Below are 19,648 nucleotides of genomic sequence, written 5' to 3'. Positions count from 1 at the left end.
GTTAAGCGCTCCAAGCGTTTTCTGCGATCTCACGCAACGTCTCGAACACATCTGGTGTGCCTGCGATTACGCGTCCGCCGTCTCGGATCATCGCATCGGCGTTCTGATCCTCGACAACGCCGCCCGCTTCCGCGACCAGCAATTGCCCAGCCAGACAATCCCAAGCATTCATGTGTTCCTCGACGTAACCCAAAAGGCGTCCGGCAGCGACGTAGGCCAACGAAAGCGCTCCGCTGGCATTTCTGTGAAACATCGCCCCGTGCTCGATCAGATCCTCGATCACGGGTAAAACATGACGGCTTTCAATCCGGTTCGAGTATCCTACGGCCACAGTTCCGTCGCGCAACGGCACTCCTGAAGCGACGCGTATCGGTGATCCGTTAAGTGTCGCTGTTTCTCCGCGCGTTGCGACAAATGTTTCATCCACGTTTGGATCATGGATCACGCCAATCTCCGTTTGGCCGTTGGTGACACCAGCCAGAACAATGGTCCATGCTGGAATACCGTTCACGAAATTCGTGGTTCCATCAATTGGATCAATAACCCAGTCAAAACCACTCTCTCCCGCTACCGCGCCATGTTCTTCACCGTAAATGCCATCTTTGGGCCAAGCCTCCGAGATCTTTTGACGAATGAAAGTCTCAACGCTCCTGTCCGCCTCGCTGACCCAGTCCTGAGCGCCTTTTTGATCAACGACAAGATTGACCCGATCTGCAAAGAACTTTTTGGCCATTACCCCAGCCTGCTTGCAGATTTCGGTGGCAAAGTCTCTGCGTTCTGAAAGTCGGGACATAGGTGCTCCTTTTTCGGTTGGAGAGTTGCCCAGCAACACTGTAGGCCAAGCGAAGACCAGGCTCCAGACTGATCGAGTTTCAGAGCCTATGCGTTCCTCCCTGGATCACTAGTGAATGGTCTACACGCCATTTCAATCGGATCAATCGTTCTTGTGCACCAAGAAAGACCGCAAATTGATGATTCACTAGGGCACAGGCGTCAATCTGGCGAAGGTTGCTGAACTGGAAAGTCTAATGGAAGAAAAGGCCGCCTGATTGGCAAGCATACCTCAACAAGTGTGGCGCAGAATGTGGGGCACGAAAGTTGCCATATTTTATTTGTTTTCTCAAAAACGCTTATACGGTTTTTTGGTGCGGGCGGTGGGACTCGAACCCACACGGGCATACGCCCTTCAGATTTTAAGTCTGATATGTCTACCATTCCATCACGCCCGCACGGCGCAGCCCCTGGGGCCGTGCAATTTCCTTACAAGCACAGCGGGATGAGAACAATGCGCTTTGACGCAGATGGGCCGGGATTTTTCGGTGGAAAGCTGCGTCTGCCGTCGCCGTCGTTCAGCGGCTGGGCCTCTCCCCTGTTTCGAGGTCACGTAACAATCGCCTTTCCGACATCATCTCTTCCTCGGCAAACCATCATGGCGCGGATTGCGCTGCACGTTCACTTTGCGCATGACCTTGGTGTCGTCTCCATTTACCACCGCTGAAAACCGTTCTTCGCCCATTCACAAAGAAGACCCGGCCGGTTTTCCAACGTCTAGGAATGATCCTTTGTAGGTACTTCCATCGTTTACAAATAATAATATTCATTTTAATGATTGCGTATGAATGGAATTTCTTTGTCCCGACGCAGCTTCCTGTTCAATGCCACGTGCCTTGCGGCACTTGGAACTCAAGCCAAGATCGTGCAGGCAGAGCTGCGGCTCGGACCTTCAGCCCGAATTACGACCGTGTCAGACGGATACCTGTCATTGCCACCTGATGTTGTTTTCGGAGCCATGCCCAAAGAGGAGGTCGAGCAATTTCTGACCCGCACTCAAGCGGACGCGACCAAGTACGAGCCAGAGTGCAACGTCACGCTTTATCGAGATGATGAAAACACCGTGCTGTTCGATGCTGGAGCGGGGCCGGACTTCATGCCCACATCGGGCAAACTTATGGAAACTTTTGAAGTAATTGGCTTGTCGCCCGAAAGTGTCACGCATGTGGTTTTCACCCACGCGCACCCGGATCATATCTGGGGTGTTCTGGATGATTTCGACGACCTGCTTTTCCCTAATGCGACGCACCTCATTGGACGCAAAGAATGGGATTACTGGTGGAACCCCTCAACGGTGGACACGATAGGTGAAGATCGCACCGCGTTCGCGGCCGGTGCAAAACGGCGATTGGAAGCAATTGAAGATCAGGTCGCGTTCTTCGAGGATGGGCAAGAGATACTTCCGGGCATTGCGGCACGGGCAAGCTTTGGGCACACGCCCGGTCACATGGCTTTTGAGCTTCGAAATGGGAATGAGTCCGTGATGGTCGTCGGCGACGCGCTGGGAAATCCGCACGTGGCCTTTGAGCACCCCGATTGGCACAGTGGTACGGATCAGGATCCCCAGGTCGCCACAGCTGCGCGTTACTCTCTGCTGGATCAGGTTTCCGAAGAGGAAATGAGAATAATCGGCTTCCATTTGCCGAACGGTGGAATTGGCCGCGTCGAAAAGACCGGTTCGGCCTACAGATTCATTGGAGAGGCGTCATGATACGATCACTCATGATTGCGGTTGCTTTCGTCACACCAGCTTGGGCAAGCGAGGATATTGCAGACCAGTATCCGCAAAGCGTTCTGTATTCCAAGCCGGTCGAATTCATCCCTGGCGTCTATTCCGCCATTGGCGCAACCGCTCCGCCGACCTACGAAAACTCTGGTCACAACAACAACCTGAGCTTCATCGTGACCGGTGAGGGCGTGGTCGTTGTCAACGGCGGTGCCGCCTTTGTCCTTGCCGAGGCACTTCACAAGGAAATTCAGGCGATTACGGATCAGCCGGTCACGCTTGTCTTCAACGAGAACGGTCAGGGGCACGCGATGCTTGGCAATGCCTACTGGTCGGAAATCGGGGTTCCGATCCTCGCCCATTCGGATGCAGCAGCTGAGTTCGAGGAGTATGGCCCTCAGATTCTGGAGGGCATGAAACGATACAATCAGGACAAGGCAGAGGGCACGTTTCTGGCAGGCCCAACAGAGACATTCGATGATGAATACGTGATCGAGATGGGCGACTTCCGGATCGAGGCCAAATACCTCGGACCGGCCCACAGCCCCGGCGATATCTCGATCTGGTTGCCGAACCAAAGCCTTGTCATCGCGGGTGACATGGCATTCCACGAGCGCATGCTGCCGATCTTTCAGGATACCTATACCGCGGATTGGCTGGAAACCTGGGACAACGAGTTCGAGGCTTTGAATGCCACATATGTCATACCCGGGCACGGTCATCCCACGAATATGGATCAGGTGCGCCGTTATACGCGCGATTACCTGCTGTATCTGCGAACCAGGATTCAAGAACATATGGATGCGGGCGGCGATCTGACCGAAGCCTATTATGTCGATCAGTCCCCCTATGCCCATCTGGACGCGTTCGAGGAACTGGCGACCAAGAACGCCGGGCGCGTTTTCGAACAGATGGAGTTCGAGTAAGTCAGGAATGCTGCAATACCGGCAGCCGCATCAAAAACCTGTGCGTTCCTATCGCCCCAACCCACATGAAGAAAACGGCAAGCCAGGCTGTCAATGACAGGGCGGACCCGCCTGAAAGTCCGGCGCCCACGGCGCAACCTCCGGCCAGCATCGCCCCGAACCCCATGAAGACAGCTCCGACGAGGTACCGTTCCATCGGAGTGTCCGAGCCAAAACGCTCGATCCTCCACTCGCCGGAAATGATGGCAGATCCTGCTGCGCCAATGGCCACGCCCGGCACAAGACCGATACCGAAAGACAGCACCACATTTCGCTCTGCAACCAACGCCATCAGCGTGTCAGTGGCCGGACCGGTAAAAGTCACCGAAGACACGGGGACGACCTCAAAAGATGCCTGCGCGATGGAAAACGTCATGAACCAGCCAAGCGCCACTGCCCCGCCAACTCCGGCGGCTGTCACGATCTTTGCAGGCGCGACTTTCCTGTGAAGGGCAAACACGATCGACAGGACAAATCCAATTGCGGCAACGGCCGAATAGACCGATGGGGGGAACCCCATTATTTCTGCAAGATCGCGCTCTGCGCCTCCTGAGATGGTCCAAAGACCAGAAACCGCTTCACGGGCCGGGCTGAGAACGCCTGTATAGGCGGCCTGAGCCACCAGGGTCAAAATCAATCCTGTCACAAGTGCACGCAAATTGCCGCACGAGGCCAAGACCAGCAGGCGAGATGCACATCCTCGCGCAAGAACCATGCCGATGCCGAACATCGCCCCACCAATAATCGCACCGCTAAGGCTGCCGGTTGACGCGATCGCGCGTGCCTCGGAAAGGTCCAGCAATTCAAGCGAGACAAGCGCCTGTACCAGCGTCAGTGCTGCGGTAAAGGCGATCAGCCAAACCGCCAAGCGGGGGCCAAACTTACCTTCGGCGACTTCCACAGTCGATGCGCGCAAACAAAAATGGGACTTCTGAGCCGTCACGCCGAACAAGATACCGACCAGCACTCCGGCAAATGCCAGGGTGCCCGGGTCTCCCAGCAAATCGATGAGCCTCTCCATGGACAGAAACTCTCACTTCGTTGCGTGTGTGTCTTTGTCTTTGGTCAATTCGTCAGTGTCATTGCGCAGCCATTGGCCTGCGCGCCAATTGACATTGCGTCCACAACTCGCCCAATGCAGATACCAGCCGGTCCACGTCTTCACAGGTGTGCACCGGCGACGGCGTAATCCGCAGACGTTCCGTTCCTTTGGGAACAGTTGGATAGTTGATGGGCTGGATGTAGATCCCATAGTCACGCATCAGCACATCCGAAATGAATCGACACTTGACCGGATCGCCGACCATGACCGGAATGATATGGCTTGGGTTGGGTGTATGGGGAATACCCAGATCGTCCAGCCTGTCCCGGACTTCGCGCACGCGCTTTTTGTGCTGTTGCCGCTCTGCATTGCATTGCTTCAGGTGCTTCACCGAAGCCGCAGCACCTGCTGCAACGGCCGGAGGCAAAGCAGTGGTGAAAATAAACCCGCTGGCAAAGGATCGGACAAAGTCGACAAGCTCCTTCGACGCCGCGATGTACCCGCCGACCACGCCGAACGCCTTGCCCAAAGTCCCTTCAATCACGGTCAGGCGGTCCATCAGGCCCTCGCGCTCGGCGATGCCACCGCCGCGCGGACCGTACAGCCCGACCGCGTGAACCTCATCCAGATAGGTCATCGCGCCATATTGGTCCGCCAGATCACAGATCCCGGCAATCGGTGCAATATCGCCATCCATGGAATAGACGCTTTCAAACGCGATCAGCTTGGGCGCATTTGCAGGCAGGTCCGCAAGATGTCTTTCAAGGTCCTCAAGATCGTTGTGCTTCCAGATCCGCTTTTGACAACGGCTGTGACGAATCCCCTCGATCATCGAGGCATGGTTCAATTCGTCGGACAGTACCGTGATGCCGGGGATGCGGGACGCCAAGGTTCCCAACGTAGCCCAATTGGATACGTAGCCGGACGTGAATAGCAATGCTGCGTCCTTGCCGTGAAGGTTCGCAAGCTCCTGCTCCAACAGCACATGTTCGTGCGTGGTCCCCGAGATATTCCGCGTCCCACCGGCACCTGCACCGCATTTGTCGATCGCCTCGTGCATGGCCGCAAGAACCTTGGGATGCTGTCCCATTCCAAGATAGTCGTTCGAGCACCAGACAGTGACTTTTTCGGGACCACCCCCTGCGTAACTGCGCGCCTTAGGAAACGCGCCGCACTGACGTTCGAGGTCTGCAAAGACCCGGTAGTTTCCTTCCTGTTTCAGTTGATCTAGTTGATCTCGAAAATACTGCCGGTAGTTCATTTCAATCCCCAACAGCCTCTTCAACGATTGCGGACAACAGGGTCTGGACCTTTTGCATTGGGCCGTCCGGATAGCTTCGGTATCCGACCTTCACCCCGTCATCGTCCTCGGCCACGAAAATCCCGTATGGGCAATATCCGATATTCATCGGATCAGCTTCCATCACCTCTCGCGAAATCTTTGCCGAGCAAAAAATAAAGATGTCCGCCGCCGCGAATATCTGTTTGTCGCTGCCGACATCAGCGCCCGTTCGGTTCAACATTTCGCCAACGTGGCTCACATAGTCGATGACCAACCCCTGCCCGACAATGGCGGATTCGACCGCGAAGGTGGCATCATCAAAACTTCCGTCAAAGGGGGTCGTGATGATATCCTCGGCAAGCCCTTGACTGGCAGAGACCGCAAAAAACGCGGCCGTGATGATTAAGTGTTTCATGATCTTGATCCTCCTCCTGAGCCGCAGTTTCTCAGATTGAGCTTCGGGGGCTTTGACCCGTGTCAAAACCCCCGAGAACTTCTATCCAAACATGTCCGAGGTGATACCGGCATACCAACCCAGCGACTCTTCATACGTTGCTTTTCTCAGATCGGCATCTTCGCCGGTCTGGCTGATGAAGCCGTCCACCTTGGCGATTTTTTCCGGCGTCGCCTCGTAGGTTGCGCCAACCTTCACGCCATCATCCGTGTCGATCAGCGACCAGCAGGTGTTGGAGAACTTGGCCGGGAACACCTTGGATCCGGTCAACGCGCCCCGCACGGCATTCGCGCACACTTTCGCCTGACTGTTGGCCGAGAAACCCGATTTCGGCATGTCACCCTGCTGGCTGGCATCGCCCAGGACATAGATGTCCGGATCCGCCTTGGAGGACATGTCCGCGGCGTTCACCGGCGCCCAGTTGCCTTCGGTCACTCCGGCCATTTCGGCAATGCGTCCGGCTTTCATCGCCGGGATCACGTTGCAGACGTCGACTTTGGTCTCTTCTCCGTCGATGGTCACCGTCATCGCGTCCGGGTTTACCGAGACATTTCCACCACCGAAGTCTTCACCGATCCAGTCGACCATGCCTTCGTAATGGTTTGCCCAGCCTTCCTGGAACAATGCCATCTTCGAAAACTTCGGCTTCGGATCCGCCACGATGATTTTCGCAGTGGGATTGTTTGCTTTCAGAACATGCGCAACCATCGAGACCCGCTCATAGGGTCCGGGCGGGCAGCGGTACGGGTTTGGTGGTGCAACCATCGCAAAGGTACCGCCTTCGGGCATCGCCATGATCTGAGCTTTCAGAAGCTCTGTCTGCGAGCCGGCCTTGTACGCATGCGGCATCTTGTTTTGCGCCGAGACGTCCCAGCCTTCAACAGCCCCGTCGACAAAATCGATACCCGGGCTGAGGATCAGCTTGTCATACGGGACCGAGCCACCCCCGGCCAAGGATACAGTCTTGGCATCGCGGTCAACACCGATGGCCCAATCGTGGACCACGTTTATTCCATAGTCGGCAGCAAGCGTTCCATAGCTGTGCGCGATATCCGAAAGTTCCTGGAACCCTCCAAGATACAGGTTCGAGAAGAAGCAGGTGTAGTAAGTCCGCGACGGCTCGATCAGCGTCACGTCGATCTCACCTTTGCTGTCCTTCGCAATATAACGGGCAGCCGTAGCGCCGCCTGCACCGCCGCCGACAACAACGACCCGGGGCCTGCCCTGAGCCAGAACCATCGGTGCAGATAATCCGGCTGCCGCCACCCCGGCGGCTCCTAGAAATGTACGTCTATTGAGTGTCATCGCGTTTCCTCCCCTTAGGCACAATTACTCTGGGTTATTGAAATATGCGGCCAACGCCGCAATCTCGTCATTGCTCAGCCTTCCGGCGATCATTTGCATAACCGGGTGTGGCCGCTTTTTGTCCTTGTATGCGTGCATGGCGACGACAAAATCCTCGTCGGGCCAATACACGATCGACGGGATACCCTCGTCACTTCCCTCGATCTGATGGCACGTCGTGCATTCGCTGCTGAGATATGCGCCGTATTCGGGATCCCCCTGAATCGCCAGGATCGCTGGATCGACGGAATGATCCGTACCTTTCGCGGTTGGGTCCGCTTCGGGAATATCACGGGGATTGTCTGAAAACGCCCGCAAATAGGCAATCACGTTGGCACGGTCTTCCGGGTCTTTCAGGCCGCGAAAGCTCATCCTTGTGCCCGACGCAAATGCACGTGGGTTTTCGATATAGGCCGACAAGGTGTCAGCGTGCCATTCCAAACCCGAATTTCCCGCGCGCACAAGGCTCTTGGAATAATTGAAACCATCGAGACCCGCGGCCTTGCGCCCAAAGACACCATTCAGATGCGGGCCGATTTTGTTTTCAGCGCCTTCGCCAACCTGATGGCAGCCTTTGCATTTGGCGAACACTGTTTTCCCGGCCTCGGCATCACCCAGGTTTTCGGTTGCGTAGGTCGATGAGGCGAAAGCCGCCAGAACCGCTGCGCACGACAATATGTTCGACCACCGCATGATCAGCTTCCGAACGATTTAAGGTAGACAATCACGGCCTCAATGTCATCCGGCTTCCTGAGCCCCGCAAAAGACATTCGCGTGCCCTTCATGTAATCCTTGGGTTTCGTCAGGAAGGCCGCCATTTCCTCATCCGTCCAAACAAGGCCGGCCTCGGCTGCGGCTTTCATCGCCTTGGAGTATTTGAACCCCTCGACCGATCCTGCATTGGACCCGACAATCCCGTTCAATGCCGGCCCGGTACTGTGCTTTGCACCTTCACCCACCTGATGGCAGGCTTTGCACTTCTTGAAGACTTTTGCTCCGGCGGCAACCAGTTCCGTTGCCTCGTCAGTCTTTTCGGCCTCTTGAACGGTTGGTTCCGCAGCGGCTTCTTGCTCGGGCTTGGGTGCCGCTGCCGGAATGAACGACGGGCCGTCCGCAGTGAATGTCGGCAACCCGTCCACGGTGGCATCATTCATAACCGAGTTCGACCCACCTTCGGGCGGCGTTTCGACCAGAAAAACGGAACGCATCGTGACAGCGGCCTCTGCCTTGCAGTTTTCCATACAAGGCTCTTTGCGCCATTCAGTGTACTCGGTCTCGGGTCGTGTATCGACGACGAAACCGTCTTTGTTGTACATCTCGAATTCGGCGAAGTTTTCGTTGCTCAGTTCGAAATCGTCATCCACCAAATCACTTGAATACAGGATGTAGGCAACAATCGCATAGGTCTCATCCGCGGTCAAAGTGCCCGCCTCGCCAAATGGCATGGATCGGGAAATGTAGTCCCAGGCAGTAGACAAATGCGGCCAGTAGGACCCGACGGTCTTCACGGGATCTTCGTTTGCAAGCGTGTCGAACCCACCGGCAAGAACAGGCCAGTTGTCCACACCTTCCGCGAATTCTCCGTGACAGGACGCGCAGCGGTCGGCAAAAACCTCTTCCCCGGTCCAAACGTCGCCCGATCCGACAGGCAAGCCCCGCCCGTCCGGCAGAACGTCAACGTCCCAGGCCGCGATCTCTTCCTCCAGCGCAGGCCGTCCAAGCCCATAGGTACCCTCGCGGCTGGGCGCGGGTGCGGTCAGGTTCGCGCCATTCGCAACCCGTTCCGCGGCAGCAGCCTGAATTTCCTGAACTTTGAGCTCAAGCTGGGCTGCTCGTTCGGCTTCTGACTTCGCTTTTTCCTGTGCGGCTGCTGCGTGGGCCTCAACCTGGCCAATCCGGGTTTCCAAAGTTTCGATCTTCGATTGGCCGAAGTTTCGGTTGGCGAAAACCAACGCCCCCGCAAGCACCAACGCTGTGCCGCCGAATACGGGCAGGAAAACATGACTAAGAGACTTCGACATTCTCGGCGATCCCTTCTGCGCTTACGTACCACGTCTGGATACAGTTGTTGTGATAGACCGAGTTTTCGCCGCGCTTTTCGCGCAGCTGGTCTTTGGTTGGCTGTACATAGCCGGTCTCATCCATTGCTCGGGCCTGTAGGAGCATGGGCGCCCCGTCCCAATTCGTGTCGAGATAGAAACGTGTCAAAGCCTTGGTGTCGCCCTGCTTGCCAAGGCGTGCCGATTCCCACGTGATGCCACCGTCCTTGGATACATCAACACGGGTAATCTGTCCGTGGCCTGACCATGCAAGCCCTGAAATCACCAGCGGCCCGGGCCCATGTTTGATCGGCATTTGCGGGCTGGGCGAGGTTATGACGGATTTCGCATCCATCACCCAGGTCCATTTCTGGGCTGTGCCGTCGGCATAGACATCGGTGTATTTCGAAGTTTCTTCGCGGCTTTCCACCGCCCTGTCGACAACCTCGATCCGGCGCAGCCATTTGACCCACATGTTGCCTTCCCAGCCTGGCACGACCAGGCGCACAGGATAGCCATGCTCCATCCGCAGGGCTTCGCCATTTGCCTTGAAGGCCACCAGAACGTCATCCAGCGCTTTTTCCATCGGAATGGAGCGGCCGTTGGACGACGCGTCCGCGCCCTCGACATAGACCCATTTGTCGGGCGAGATATCGGCACCGGCCTCCTGCAACAGCGTGCGCAGCGGGACACCGGTATATTCCATGTTGTGGATCATACCATGGGTGAATTGAACGCCGTTGAGCTGCGCGCCTGCCCACTCCATCCCGGTATTCGCCGCGCATTCGCAGAAATACACGTGGTTTTCGCGCGGGAACCGCTCGATGTCGTCATACGTAAAGACCAGCGGGCGATCGACCAGCCCGTTGATCATCAGCCGATAGTCTTCCTTGCGCAGTTCAATCGCGCCAGAGTGATGACGTTCAAAGGCGCAGCCCTGCGGCGTTATCGTCCCTTCGAGCGCATGGATCGGCGTGAAGTTGATCGACGAAATCGGAGAGGCGGTCAGCCATTCCACATTGCGGCGCACGACATGGGATTCATAGCTGATCGGCATGCCATAAGGTGTCTCGTCAACGCCTGCACCCGTGTACGATGCCCAATCCTGAAGCTCTGTTATCAGGGGGTCGGGCGTTTCTGCCACTGCCGCACCTGCAACTGACCCCGCGGCGACCGCGGCACTGCCTTTCAGGAAGGCCCGGCGCGACGGTTTGAACGCGTCATCCATATCTCTTAGGTCTCCATCTGTTTCTTAAGCGCCGACGACATCGACACTGGTGTTTTCTTGCACCGTTACAGTGCCTAGATTGCGAATGTGGTTTTCGACGACATCCCAGATCGGCGGGCCCTCGGTACCCTCGTTGACACTGGCCCAACCCGCCACAACGTAGGTTTTCGACGGATCAATCGCTTCACCTGTCTTGAGCAGGGTCATTTCAGTGATCCGCTGCCCTTGCGGCTTGGTCACGTCGATGCGGTAACCCAACCCACCGACACGGACCATGTCGCCGCCCTGCTGGTAGTAAGGATCAGGGTTGAACAGGTTGTCGCCAACATCCTCGAGGATCACATGGATGAATTCACCCGTCATTTCCGTGCGATAGGCATTCGGGTAAGACATCGAGGTGACGTTCCAGATGTCCTCGCGCGTGATCTCCTGCCCCGGCAGGATCGACGGGCCCCATCGAACGCCAGGCGACATGGCAATGTCTGCCTCACGTTCTTTGAGCAGGGCGTCGCAGATCAGATCATCCCAAGTGCCGTTGAAATTGCCGCGACGATAGAGCAACGAGTCCGTTTTACCGATCACTTCGCTGAGCGTGGCCTCATACGGCGCGCGCTGCTCATCTATCAGAGCGGTAATCGCAGGATCCGGAGCGATAACATCAGAGAAAATCGGGATCAGCTTGTGCTTCAACCCCATCAACTGCCCATCCCGTACATCCAGGTCCACGCGGCTGACGAATTTGCCGTTCGAGCCTGACGCGATGATGTGTGTTTTGCCCACCAGAACCGGCTCGGGCAGCGCGTCATGAGTGTGGCCGCTGAGGATCACGTCGATCCCCTGCACCCGGCCTGCCATTTTTTTATCTACGTCAAAGCCGTTATGGCTGAGGACGACGACGACATCGGCACCGGCACCGCGAACCTCATCAACCATTGCCTGCATGTTCTCATCCCGAATGCCGAAAGAGTATTCAGGGAACATCCAACCCGGGTTCGCAATTGGCATGTAAGGGAACGCCTGCCCGATCACGGCAACCTTTGCACCGCCTCGGTCAAAGAACTTGTAGGGCTTGAACAATTCCGCAGGTTCATCCCATTCGGCATCAAAAATGTTCTGACCCAAAGCGGCAAAGGGCAGCCCTTCGACGATTTCGTTGACTCTGTCGCTGCCCAGCGTGAACTCCCAATGAAAGGTCATTGCATCAGGTTTCAGCGCGTTCATGACATTGACCATGTCCTGACCGGCCGTTTGAAAACAGGTGTAAGACCCGTGCCAGGTATCGCCGCCATCCAAAAGCAGGGCATCGGGCCGGTCCGCACGGATGGCATTGATCACCGTCGAGACCCGGTCCAAACCACCGACCCGACCGTAGGTCTTTGCCAGGGCCGCAAAGTCGTCGTATGTCAGCGCATAGGCGGACGGGCTGCCATCCTCGATCCCATAGGCCTTGCGGAACGCGGCCCCCGTGACGTGCGGCATCTGCCCTTTCGCCTCGCCGATACCCAGGTTTATCTCGGGTTCACGGAAGTAAATCGGTTTGAGTTGCGCGTGGATGTCAGTGACATGGATCAGGCTGATATTGCCAAAGGTCTCAAACTCCAGCAGCTGATCCTGCGTCAGACTTTGCTGCGCGCAAAGCCTGGCCCAATTGCCAAACCCGGATGCTCCGTACAGAGCCGATGCCGCCATTGAAACCTGCAAGAAGTCACGTCGAGAAATCATCTTTCGGCTTTCCTGTTACACATATAAATGTGTGAATGTTGCATTCTTGAAAAACCCGCGCCAGACATCGCCCGCGCGGGTCGTTCGTTATTGGCGCACAGCCGGGGTTTCGACTGAAAGCCCGTTGCCACGCGAGGCAACATAAAGCTCCAGCGCACGGAATTCGTCTGAACCTTCGGCAAAGGTTTCCGCCCGCGTATCACGAATACAACCGCGGAAACGATTGTGTCGCGAAATCAGCTTGGCCTGTTTCAAGCGATACGTCGGGAACCCGTTGATCATTCCCTGGCTCAGGTGATCTGCCCGGATCATGTTGCCCCAATTGTCTTCATGACAGTTGGCACAGCTCAGCTCCAACTGGCCATAGCGAGTATAGTACATTTCCTTGCCCTGTTCCCAATACGGGGCGGCATCACCGTCGATGGCAACGTTCATGGGCATCCCGCGTGACTGTAGTCCGATCAAAGCGACCATGCCCTGCATATCGCCGCCGGACCATTTCCAGGCATCGGCCTCCATGTGCTCGGTCCGGCACGCGTTGATCAGATCTTCCATGACCACCAGCTTGCCGGTTTCGGCATCAACCTTCGGCATGGAAGCCTGCAATCCCTTGAAGCTTTCCACCCCGTCGTGGCACGAGGCACAGCTTTTGCCGGCAGCCCCATCGACTGTCTCAAAAAGGTCGGCAGCCTGATCGACGAAGATCATCGCCGGATTGTCGAAATCATCAATCTGAAGGGCCTGGGTTTCATCCGTACGGAAATGCCAACCGGAATAGATCGTGTCCAGGTTTTCCAGATGCGCCGGCGCTTCGGTGACCGAGGTCATGTCCAGCTCGTCATTGATCACAAGATTGTCTTCGTCAGGTCCGGCCATTGCTGACACTGGGAAAACCAGAACTGCCGCGATCGCCGTTAATGCCTTTGTATTCATTACGTTCCTCCCTTGGTGGACCAGCGCCAAACGTCATGTCCGGCGCTGATCTGCCTTAGTGGTCGAGCCGTCAGGCGATCTCGATCGATTTCTTCTCGTCGTAGACAGAGCCGTCGTCATCGTACCAGGTGAACACGAACTCACCTGCCTCGGGCACGGTTGCCTCAAACTGGAAATACGGGTTGGTTGAGATTGCCGGCTCCATCGTCACATCGATCACCATTTCGCCGTTAAACTCACAGGTGAAACGGTTGATGATCGACCGAGGTATGACGTTGCCTTCTTTGTCCTTGCGCTGTCCGCTTTCCATCTTGTGGCTGATCAATGTCTTGATCGTGACGGTTTCGCCAGCTGCGGCTTTCTTGGGAACCTTGACGCGGGGTTTCACACCGGTTGCCATTGGTTAGTCTCCTGTTCTTCGAGGCGCGCGTGGCTATCAGCCGCCGCAGCCGCCGATTGTCACTTTTACGGTCGCGGATGCCTTGGCAAAGCTGCCATCTGCCATCTTCGCCACGGCAATGACATCCTGCGTTCCGGCAAGGCGGATACGAGTTGAAGCAGCCTGTTCAGCAGCCAGCGGGCCGAAGTTGAACGTTGCGACGCCCGGTTCGGGGTTGCCTGCTGCAACGATCAGAATCGACGCCGCACCCGGGGCGCTTACTTCGATCGGAACGGTGTTTCCGTTTTCGGCGATTTCAGGTGCCGTCAGTGTAACACCGCCGTCAGCCACATCCGCCCCACCGGTAAACGCGGCAATCGCATGCTCAGCGGCCGCATTTGCACGAAACGGCATCATTGTCAGGAACGCGGCACCCAGCCCAAGGGCCAGAGTTTCGCGGCGAGAGAGTTCCATTTTCAATCTCCTTTGAATCTTCGAAAAATCACGCTGGACAAGCGTGACTATTCCTCTTTCAGGGTTGCAAGAAACGCGACCACGTCTTCGATTTCCTGCGCTGTCAGGATCGACGTCAGAGGCTCGGTCGGGGCTTTGCCGGTATAGGCGTCGCCCGGGCGGATATAGCCGTCATCCTTGTAGAATGCCGGCATCACCGTGCCTTCGAACGTCATTTTCGCGTTTGCAACCAATCCGCGAAGCTCGGCCTCGGACCAACGATCACCGGCACCATCCAGCGCCGGGCCAACCTCGCCATGGAACGGAATATCGGCCAAAGCCGAGACCGCATGGCACGCCACGCAATTGCCTTTTGACTTGTCGCCAACGATCAGCGCGCCATTTGCCGCGTCACCGGCCGCGCCGGTCAACGAGACCTCTACGGCACCATATTCACCATAGGTTACGTTTTTCGGGTCGGTATCCGCGGCAAACGCGGCACCCCCTGTCATTGCGCAGACCAATGTTAAGAGTCTCAGCTTCATGATCCCTCCCATTTGCTAACACGCCGACGGCGCTTTGCGACCCAAAGCATTTGTGTACCGTAGTCGACGAGGGTGGCCTGTCGCAACATTAAATTCATTACAATGAATTTTTTTATTTATATCCCCCGACCTCAGTCTTGCGAAATATTGTTTCGCTCCTGAATGCGCCGTGCGTGGTAGCGCTGAAAATCTTCACCATTTTCAAGTTCGTAGCGCTTTTCAAAGACCCAGGTGAACAGATCCAAGGTTGTTCCTTTCGAAAACGCCCCCGGCATGACTGCAACCGCTGCATCAATGGCGGTGGCGTCCTCGGGAACCTCTTCCGGCAGAAATACAAGGGTCGGCGTAAACAGAATCCCCCAATTGCGCATCAGCGCTCTTTGCTCGCTCTCTTCCCCGTCAAAGTCGGTGGCCGTGGTGCTTCCGTGCAGATCCAGTTGGACGACAAAGAAGTTCTCTTCGATGTACGCCGCCAGGTCGGGCTGGGGGAAAACCTCTTCGTGCATTTTCTTGCAATAGATGCAGCCCTGTTGCTCGATAAACAAAACCAGGCGTTTGCCTTCATCTGACGCCTCTTCAAGATCCTCGCGAAGGTCTTTGAACGTGTCGCGCATCCATAGTGTTTTGTGCAACCCGTCGTCGCCAAGCTCGGCGGCTGAAACCGCCACGCCCACTAAGCACGCCATCAAAACTGACAATGTTCGCTTCATGTTTTCCTCCCGTATTATCCGATGGCCGCAAGCCAGGGCATATGGTCCAGCATCCATTGAGCCACGCGATTGATCGAGTTGGTTGCGATCAGAGCGCCGAACAGAATCAACAGACAGCCCATGGCCTTCTCGATCAGGGGCAAATGCTTTCTGAACCGCGCCATCCACTGCATGAAGGGGCGCACCAAAAAGGCCGCCAGAACAAAGGGGGCGGTCATTCCCACCCCGTAAACGAATAGAAGCATCGCACCGCGCCAAGCCGTCTCGGTTCCGGCCGCCGTAAACAGGATTGCAGCAAGCACGGGCCCGACACAAGGCGTCCAGCCAAAAGCAAATGCCAGTCCCAGAACATACGCACCAATCAGGCTCAGGTTTGATGTTTCACCGACATCTGCCCGAAACTGGCGATACAGGAATCCGATGCGAATCAGCCCCAGGAAATGCAAGCCCATCGCTATGATGATGGCCGCGGCAATCCAACGAAGAATATCGAAGTATTCGCGGATCATTTGACCGAATATCGAAGCCGTGGCCCCAAGGGCCATAAATATCGTTATGATCCCTGCTGCAAAAGCGATTGCAGAAAGCGTTGCCCTGCGGCGAACGTTGCCGGAAATGACTGAACTGGCAGAAATCTGCTCCATCCCGACACCCGCCAGGTAACTGAGGTAAAACGGGACAATCGGCAGGATGCACGGGGACAGAAATGACAACAGCCCTGCGACCAAAGCCCCTGCAAATGTAATGTCGAGCATGGTCAAACCCGTCCTGGCACGCTATCATTCATACATTCAAAGTAATAAAGATATGACGCTGCGGTCAATCGGAGCTTGAGATGCGCCACCTTTTCCTGCTTGTGCTTGCGGTCACGTTGCTTATTTCGCCTCTGGCTTTACGGGCGGAAATGGCGCTTCTGATGGCCGAAGAAGATGGGTGCATGTGGTGTGCCCGATGGGATTCCGAAATCTCGGGAATCTACCCGAAAACACAGGAAGGAAATGCCGCCCCGCTTCGGCGTGTCGACATCCATGAAACCCTGCCGGATGGGATCACCCTAAAACGACCTCTCTACTACACTCCGACCTTTGTTTTGCTGGACAACGGCCACGAAGTCGGCCGGATCGAAGGCTACCCCGGCGAAGACTTTTTCTGGGGGTTGTTGGGCGTGATGCTGCGTGACGCAGGGGTACAGGTTGAGACCTCTGGCTAATCGGCGGCAAATTACATAAACTGTTTTGAATGCGTGAAGCTGAGAAAGCGAGGCGATCCTTTTGGACAAACCATCGAAACTGCCGGTGTTCACAAAGGACATGTGTGCGGAAGATCTGGACCGAATGATGGAGAATGCCCAGACGGCATCAAACTTCCTGAAGGCCATCAGCCACGAGGGGCGTCTGATGATCTTGTGCTATCTGTCATCGGGTGAAAAGTCCGTCACCCAAATGGAAGAGATGCTGTCGGCGAGACAGGCCGCCGTATCCCAACAATTATCCCGACTGCGCTTTGAAGGCTTGGTCAAAACACGGCGCGAGGGTAAGACAATTTATTACAGATTGGCTGATGATCGTTCGACGCAAATTCTGGAAGTCGTTTACGATCTTTTCTGCCGGGAGACGTAGAAGCCGGTCAAGACGCCGCCAGCTTTGGGAGGAGACTGGCAATGTTCGAAGCATTGGGAGACGCAAATGCCGTTGCTCTGATCGGTTTGATTGGGGGCATCGCTTTGGGGCTGGCTGCACGCATCGGTCGCTTTTGCACGCTGGGTGCAATCGAAGACTTCCTTTACGCAGGCGATGATCGGCGACTTCGCATGTGGGCGGTTGCGATTGGCGTTGCGATTGTTGGATGCCATGCCGCCATGGCGTTCGGGTGGCTTGACCCTGTAGGAACACGCTACCTTGCCCAGACCTGGAACCCGATCGGTTCGATCGTGGGCGGCCTCATGTTCGGTTATGGAATGGCCATCAGCGGGAACTGCGGCTATGGGGCGCTGGCAAGGCTGGGAGGTGGCGACCTTCGATCCTTCGTCATCGTCCTGATCATGGGCCTTTCGGCGTATGTCGTAATGTCCGGCCCCCTGGCATATCTGCGGGTTTGGCTGTTTCCAGTGGAAATGGATATCAGCGCGCCCCAAAGCGTCAGCTTTCTAGCTGAACGGTTGACCTCTGTTCCGGCGTGGTTCGTCGGTTCTGCCGTCGGTGTCGTTTTGGTGGTCTTCGCTTTGGCGAACCAGCAGTTCCGCCGCACGCCAGCGCAGGTGTTCTGGGGATCTGTGGTTGGACTGGCGATCGTCTCGGGCTGGCTTGGCACAAACTGGGTAACAACCCACGGTTTTGACGGTGAGCCGGTGCAAACCCATACCTTCGCGGCACCCTTGGGTGACACGATATTCTATTTGATGACAGCGTCCGGAAACACTTTGTCTTTTGCCGTCGGATCAGTCTCGGGCGTTCTGATCGGCGCGTTTTTGGGGTCCTGGTCAAAGGGTCATTTTCGCTGGGAAGCCTGCGAAGATCCGCGCGAATTGAAACGGCAGATGCTGGGCGCGGCGATCATGGGCCCCGGAGCGATCATCGCAGTAGGTTGCAGCGTCGGACAAGGCATATCTGCCTTCTCACTTCTGGCCTACAGCGCGCCTGTGACATTCGCCGCGATCTTTGCAGGCGCGGCGCTTGGACTGAGACAACTCGTGTCCGGGCTGTCCTTCATTACCGAGCGCTGAGTTCTTAACACCACCATGCCTTATGCCAAAAAGGTGTCGGTCGCGCCGAGTAGCCCCACTTGAGTGGTCAGGCTTTGTTGGTTGGTACATGACCGGTCTTTTGGTTGATCTAAAGAATGGTTTGCGGCGCTCGCACCCGCAATGTCCCAGGGTCGGTCGAGAATTCTGCACAGCCCAATCGCATGCGTCACTCCGCAAAAGGCGGAACAGGAATCTTCAACGATCTTCAATGCCAAAAGAACCCAGCCTTTGAGCCGCAAGCCTTCAGGCAATCACGAGGCAGGTCTTGCCTCGGATAAACTATCAAAAAAGGCAACAAGGACTTCAGCAACCGCAGTTTCGGCTTTCTGACACATTGAAGACCTGCCAGCGAAAACGAGATTTGGTCGTCAGCAAGGACCCTGCAATCCCACAAGGCCACCGAGGCAAAAAAGCAATCACCGGACAGCCAGCCAAGTCTGCGATTTTTGAAATCTCCGCCCTGTCTGGCTGTACATGTTGCAGCCTTGGCCAGTGACACGCTTTTCTTCGCAAAGCTTTCGTCAGCTTGACTGAATTGGCGCTTGGCCAAGAACCTGCCTTAGTTCATGCCCAAGGCTTCCTTATTATGTTGGCTAACAATCCGAGTCGTAGCTATTTCCATTACTTGCGCCAGCTTTGAATCGGTTCGCGACCGCATCATAGCTGACTTGCAGACTTGAGACACATGGTGCGCAAATGGAAGGTAAGATGACGCCAGGACACCTGGTGTACTGGTAAAACTGAGTGATCTGGCATCGCTGTTGTCTGAGGCCTCGTATTATTTACCTGCGCATCCGAAATAAAAGACGACTAAATGCGCCGTTCAATTGCTGGTTCATGGTCTCGTGGCGGCATGCCACGTCCTCTCCAATCAAGACCCTGCGATAGAGATCTCAAAGTGGGTGTTCACCACACGCAACAAGTGCTCAAAGTCACCCTGTACGGCATCCTCCAAAAAGGTCTGAATTTTGGCTTGCTCGGCTCCGGCTCTCTCGGCTGCGGCCTGGCAGCATGCTAGCACTTCAAGGGCGTTAGTATTTGTTCTTGGCAGGTCGATGGTTGCAAGTTTTTTCATGCTAAATCCTCATGTTGAATATCGGTTAACTATCGCACGCCAAAAATTAATCTCAGGTGTAGAAATTGCGGCTTTTCCCCAATGCAGAGTGTCAACGGCAGCGTAAAAACCGGCCATGGGGCGGAGCAAAAGTCGTCCACTGATTGGGTGACCGGCGCCTTGGCAAACGGGCTCCGA

The 19,648-nt window shown here is 56.0% G+C and carries 23 protein-coding genes and 1 tRNA gene; 6 read left to right on the top strand and 18 right to left on the bottom strand.

All coding sequences use genetic code 11. The annotated features are described in order from the left end of the window. Position 1: 1 nt before the first annotated feature. Together GOW31_RS20710 and GOW31_RS20705 are read right to left on the bottom strand one after the other, a co-directional pair. Positions 2 to 793, bottom strand: coding sequence for an inositol monophosphatase family protein (locus GOW31_RS20710; protein WP_171172646.1), 792 nt, complete (start codon positions 791 to 793; stop codon positions 2 to 4). A 350-nt stretch (positions 794 to 1,143) separates the two neighbouring features. Further along, positions 1,144 to 1,229: transfer RNA gene (locus GOW31_RS20705), tRNA-Leu, on the bottom strand. A gap of 56 nt (positions 1,230 to 1,285) precedes the next feature. On the opposite strand from GOW31_RS20705, the gene GOW31_RS20700 reads away from it, so the two are divergent. The 3 genes from GOW31_RS20700 to GOW31_RS20690 all read left to right on the top strand — a co-directional run bounded on the left by GOW31_RS20700 (position 1,286) and on the right by GOW31_RS20690 (position 3,483). Further along, complete coding sequence (locus tag GOW31_RS20700; protein WP_152457382.1) at positions 1,286 to 1,498, top strand: hypothetical protein; 213 nt, start codon at positions 1,286 to 1,288, stop codon at positions 1,496 to 1,498. Positions 1,499 to 1,615: 117 nt separating this feature from the next. After that, the gene (locus GOW31_RS20695; RefSeq protein WP_171172645.1) at positions 1,616 to 2,542 is read left to right on the top strand and encodes an MBL fold metallo-hydrolase; all 927 of its coding nucleotides are present in this window, start codon (positions 1,616 to 1,618) and stop codon (positions 2,540 to 2,542) included. Beyond that, the gene (locus tag GOW31_RS20690; RefSeq protein ID WP_171172644.1) at positions 2,539 to 3,483 is read left to right on the top strand and encodes an MBL fold metallo-hydrolase; all 945 of its coding nucleotides are present in this window, start codon (positions 2,539 to 2,541) and stop codon (positions 3,481 to 3,483) included. The genes GOW31_RS20695 and GOW31_RS20690 overlap by 4 nt, the downstream gene beginning before the upstream one ends. Before the next feature lies 1 nt (position 3,484). On the opposite strand, the gene GOW31_RS20685 is transcribed toward GOW31_RS20690, so the two are convergent. The 14 genes from GOW31_RS20685 to GOW31_RS20620 form a co-directional block, all read right to left on the bottom strand. Next, positions 3,485 to 4,543 carry a YeeE/YedE family protein gene (locus tag GOW31_RS20685; protein ID WP_171172643.1) on the bottom strand — a complete coding sequence of 353 codons (1,059 nt, stop codon included), beginning with the start codon at positions 4,541 to 4,543 and terminating at the stop codon, positions 3,485 to 3,487. Between the two features lie 58 nt (positions 4,544 to 4,601). After that, positions 4,602 to 5,825 carry a 5-aminolevulinate synthase gene (gene hemA / locus GOW31_RS20680; protein ID WP_171172642.1) on the bottom strand — a complete coding sequence of 408 codons (1,224 nt, stop codon included), beginning with the start codon at positions 5,823 to 5,825 and terminating at the stop codon, positions 4,602 to 4,604. 1 nt (position 5,826) lies between these two features. Next, positions 5,827 to 6,261 carry a DUF302 domain-containing protein gene (locus tag GOW31_RS20675; RefSeq protein ID WP_171172641.1) on the bottom strand — a complete coding sequence of 145 codons (435 nt, stop codon included), beginning with the start codon at positions 6,259 to 6,261 and terminating at the stop codon, positions 5,827 to 5,829. An 81-nt stretch (positions 6,262 to 6,342) separates the two neighbouring features. Continuing rightward, positions 6,343 to 7,605: an NAD(P)/FAD-dependent oxidoreductase gene (locus GOW31_RS20670; RefSeq protein WP_171172640.1), complete on the bottom strand. Its 1,263-nt coding sequence runs from the start codon at positions 7,603 to 7,605 to the stop codon at positions 6,343 to 6,345. A gap of 24 nt (positions 7,606 to 7,629) precedes the next feature. Continuing rightward, on the bottom strand, positions 7,630 to 8,337 hold the full coding sequence (locus tag GOW31_RS20665) for a c-type cytochrome (RefSeq protein WP_171172639.1): 708 nt from the start codon (positions 8,335 to 8,337) through the stop codon (positions 7,630 to 7,632). A 2-nt stretch (positions 8,338 to 8,339) separates the two neighbouring features. Beyond that, positions 8,340 to 9,665 (bottom strand): c-type cytochrome, encoded by a 1,326-nt coding sequence (locus GOW31_RS20660; RefSeq protein ID WP_171172638.1) that lies wholly within the window; start codon positions 9,663 to 9,665, stop codon positions 8,340 to 8,342. Further along, the gene (gene soxC / locus GOW31_RS20655) at positions 9,649 to 10,911 is read right to left on the bottom strand and encodes a sulfite dehydrogenase (protein WP_171172637.1); all 1,263 of its coding nucleotides are present in this window, start codon (positions 10,909 to 10,911) and stop codon (positions 9,649 to 9,651) included. Before soxC ends, GOW31_RS20660 begins: the two co-directional genes overlap by 17 nt. 24 nt (positions 10,912 to 10,935) lie before the next feature. Beyond that, positions 10,936 to 12,633 (bottom strand): thiosulfohydrolase SoxB, encoded by a 1,698-nt coding sequence (gene soxB / locus GOW31_RS20650; RefSeq protein ID WP_171172636.1) that lies wholly within the window; start codon positions 12,631 to 12,633, stop codon positions 10,936 to 10,938. 87 nt (positions 12,634 to 12,720) lie between these two features. Beyond that, positions 12,721 to 13,566, bottom strand: a complete 846-nt coding sequence (gene soxA / locus GOW31_RS20645; RefSeq protein WP_171172635.1) for a sulfur oxidation c-type cytochrome SoxA — start codon at positions 13,564 to 13,566, stop codon at positions 12,721 to 12,723. 70 nt (positions 13,567 to 13,636) lie between these two features. Then, positions 13,637 to 13,966, bottom strand: coding sequence for a thiosulfate oxidation carrier complex protein SoxZ (gene soxZ, locus GOW31_RS20640; RefSeq protein WP_171172634.1), 330 nt, complete (start codon positions 13,964 to 13,966; stop codon positions 13,637 to 13,639). 36 nt (positions 13,967 to 14,002) lie between these two features. Next, positions 14,003 to 14,419 carry a thiosulfate oxidation carrier protein SoxY gene (gene soxY, locus GOW31_RS20635; RefSeq protein ID WP_171172633.1) on the bottom strand — a complete coding sequence of 139 codons (417 nt, stop codon included), beginning with the start codon at positions 14,417 to 14,419 and terminating at the stop codon, positions 14,003 to 14,005. 47 nt (positions 14,420 to 14,466) lie between these two features. After that, complete coding sequence (gene soxX, locus GOW31_RS20630; RefSeq protein ID WP_171172632.1) at positions 14,467 to 14,943, bottom strand: sulfur oxidation c-type cytochrome SoxX; 477 nt, start codon at positions 14,941 to 14,943, stop codon at positions 14,467 to 14,469. A 131-nt stretch (positions 14,944 to 15,074) separates the two neighbouring features. After that, complete coding sequence (locus GOW31_RS20625; protein WP_171172631.1) at positions 15,075 to 15,653, bottom strand: thioredoxin family protein; 579 nt, start codon at positions 15,651 to 15,653, stop codon at positions 15,075 to 15,077. A gap of 14 nt (positions 15,654 to 15,667) precedes the next feature. After that, on the bottom strand, positions 15,668 to 16,408 hold the full coding sequence (locus tag GOW31_RS20620; RefSeq protein ID WP_171172630.1) for a cytochrome c biogenesis CcdA family protein: 741 nt from the start codon (positions 16,406 to 16,408) through the stop codon (positions 15,668 to 15,670). An 80-nt stretch (positions 16,409 to 16,488) separates the two neighbouring features. On the opposite strand from GOW31_RS20620, the gene GOW31_RS20615 reads away from it, so the two are divergent. From GOW31_RS20615 to GOW31_RS20605, 3 genes are all read left to right on the top strand, one after another. Further along, positions 16,489 to 16,863 carry a hypothetical protein gene (locus GOW31_RS20615; protein ID WP_171172629.1) on the top strand — a complete coding sequence of 125 codons (375 nt, stop codon included), beginning with the start codon at positions 16,489 to 16,491 and terminating at the stop codon, positions 16,861 to 16,863. 100 nt (positions 16,864 to 16,963) lie between these two features. Continuing rightward, complete coding sequence (locus GOW31_RS20610) at positions 16,964 to 17,272, top strand: metalloregulator ArsR/SmtB family transcription factor (protein WP_152459831.1); 309 nt, start codon at positions 16,964 to 16,966, stop codon at positions 17,270 to 17,272. A 41-nt stretch (positions 17,273 to 17,313) separates the two neighbouring features. Then, complete coding sequence (locus GOW31_RS20605; protein ID WP_171172628.1) at positions 17,314 to 18,375, top strand: YeeE/YedE family protein; 1,062 nt, start codon at positions 17,314 to 17,316, stop codon at positions 18,373 to 18,375. A gap of 20 nt (positions 18,376 to 18,395) precedes the next feature. Here GOW31_RS20605 and GOW31_RS20600 read toward each other — a convergent pair whose 3' ends face one another. Both GOW31_RS20600 and GOW31_RS20595 read right to left on the bottom strand, forming a co-directional pair. Continuing rightward, positions 18,396 to 18,647: a hypothetical protein gene (locus GOW31_RS20600; RefSeq protein ID WP_171172627.1), complete on the bottom strand. Its 252-nt coding sequence runs from the start codon at positions 18,645 to 18,647 to the stop codon at positions 18,396 to 18,398. Between the two features lie 620 nt (positions 18,648 to 19,267). Further along, the gene (locus GOW31_RS20595) at positions 19,268 to 19,471 is read right to left on the bottom strand and encodes a hypothetical protein (RefSeq protein WP_171120730.1); all 204 of its coding nucleotides are present in this window, start codon (positions 19,469 to 19,471) and stop codon (positions 19,268 to 19,270) included. Positions 19,472 to 19,648: the final 177 nt, after the last annotated feature.

The sequence above is a fragment of the Ruegeria sp. HKCCA0370 genome, from assembly GCF_013033705.1.
GTDB lineage: Bacteria > Pseudomonadota > Alphaproteobacteria > Rhodobacterales > Rhodobacteraceae > Ruegeria.
This window is presented reverse-complemented; position numbering and strand designations above follow the sequence as displayed.

Coding starts and splice junctions, on each gene's coding strand:
- GOW31_RS20685 (WP_171172643.1), bottom strand. CDS start 4,543: ATGGAGAGGCTCATCGATTTGCTGGGAGACCCGGGCACCCTGGCATTT.
- GOW31_RS20595 (WP_171120730.1), bottom strand. CDS start 19,471: ATGAAAAAACTTGCAACCATCGACCTGCCAAGAACAAATACTAACGCC.
- GOW31_RS20610 (WP_152459831.1), top strand. CDS start 16,964: ATGTGTGCGGAAGATCTGGACCGAATGATGGAGAATGCCCAGACGGCA.
- soxZ (WP_171172634.1), bottom strand. CDS start 13,966: ATGGCAACCGGTGTGAAACCCCGCGTCAAGGTTCCCAAGAAAGCCGCA.
- soxB (WP_171172636.1), bottom strand. CDS start 12,633: ATGATTTCTCGACGTGACTTCTTGCAGGTTTCAATGGCGGCATCGGCT.
- GOW31_RS20710 (WP_171172646.1), bottom strand. CDS start 793: ATGTCCCGACTTTCAGAACGCAGAGACTTTGCCACCGAAATCTGCAAG.
- GOW31_RS20695 (WP_171172645.1), top strand. CDS start 1,616: ATGAATGGAATTTCTTTGTCCCGACGCAGCTTCCTGTTCAATGCCACG.
- GOW31_RS20620 (WP_171172630.1), bottom strand. CDS start 16,408: ATGCTCGACATTACATTTGCAGGGGCTTTGGTCGCAGGGCTGTTGTCA.
- GOW31_RS20665 (WP_171172639.1), bottom strand. CDS start 8,337: ATGCGGTGGTCGAACATATTGTCGTGCGCAGCGGTTCTGGCGGCTTTC.
- GOW31_RS20675 (WP_171172641.1), bottom strand. CDS start 6,261: ATGAAACACTTAATCATCACGGCCGCGTTTTTTGCGGTCTCTGCCAGT.
- soxY (WP_171172633.1), bottom strand. CDS start 14,419: ATGGAACTCTCTCGCCGCGAAACTCTGGCCCTTGGGCTGGGTGCCGCG.
- hemA (WP_171172642.1), bottom strand. CDS start 5,825: ATGAACTACCGGCAGTATTTTCGAGATCAACTAGATCAACTGAAACAG.
- soxX (WP_171172632.1), bottom strand. CDS start 14,943: ATGAAGCTGAGACTCTTAACATTGGTCTGCGCAATGACAGGGGGTGCC.
- GOW31_RS20605 (WP_171172628.1), top strand. CDS start 17,314: ATGTTCGAAGCATTGGGAGACGCAAATGCCGTTGCTCTGATCGGTTTG.
- soxA (WP_171172635.1), bottom strand. CDS start 13,566: ATGAATACAAAGGCATTAACGGCGATCGCGGCAGTTCTGGTTTTCCCA.
- GOW31_RS20700 (WP_152457382.1), top strand. CDS start 1,286: ATGCGCTTTGACGCAGATGGGCCGGGATTTTTCGGTGGAAAGCTGCGT.
- GOW31_RS20690 (WP_171172644.1), top strand. CDS start 2,539: ATGATACGATCACTCATGATTGCGGTTGCTTTCGTCACACCAGCTTGG.
- GOW31_RS20615 (WP_171172629.1), top strand. CDS start 16,489: ATGCGCCACCTTTTCCTGCTTGTGCTTGCGGTCACGTTGCTTATTTCG.
- soxC (WP_171172637.1), bottom strand. CDS start 10,911: ATGGATGACGCGTTCAAACCGTCGCGCCGGGCCTTCCTGAAAGGCAGT.
- GOW31_RS20625 (WP_171172631.1), bottom strand. CDS start 15,653: ATGAAGCGAACATTGTCAGTTTTGATGGCGTGCTTAGTGGGCGTGGCG.
- GOW31_RS20660 (WP_171172638.1), bottom strand. CDS start 9,665: ATGTCGAAGTCTCTTAGTCATGTTTTCCTGCCCGTATTCGGCGGCACA.
- GOW31_RS20670 (WP_171172640.1), bottom strand. CDS start 7,605: ATGACACTCAATAGACGTACATTTCTAGGAGCCGCCGGGGTGGCGGCA.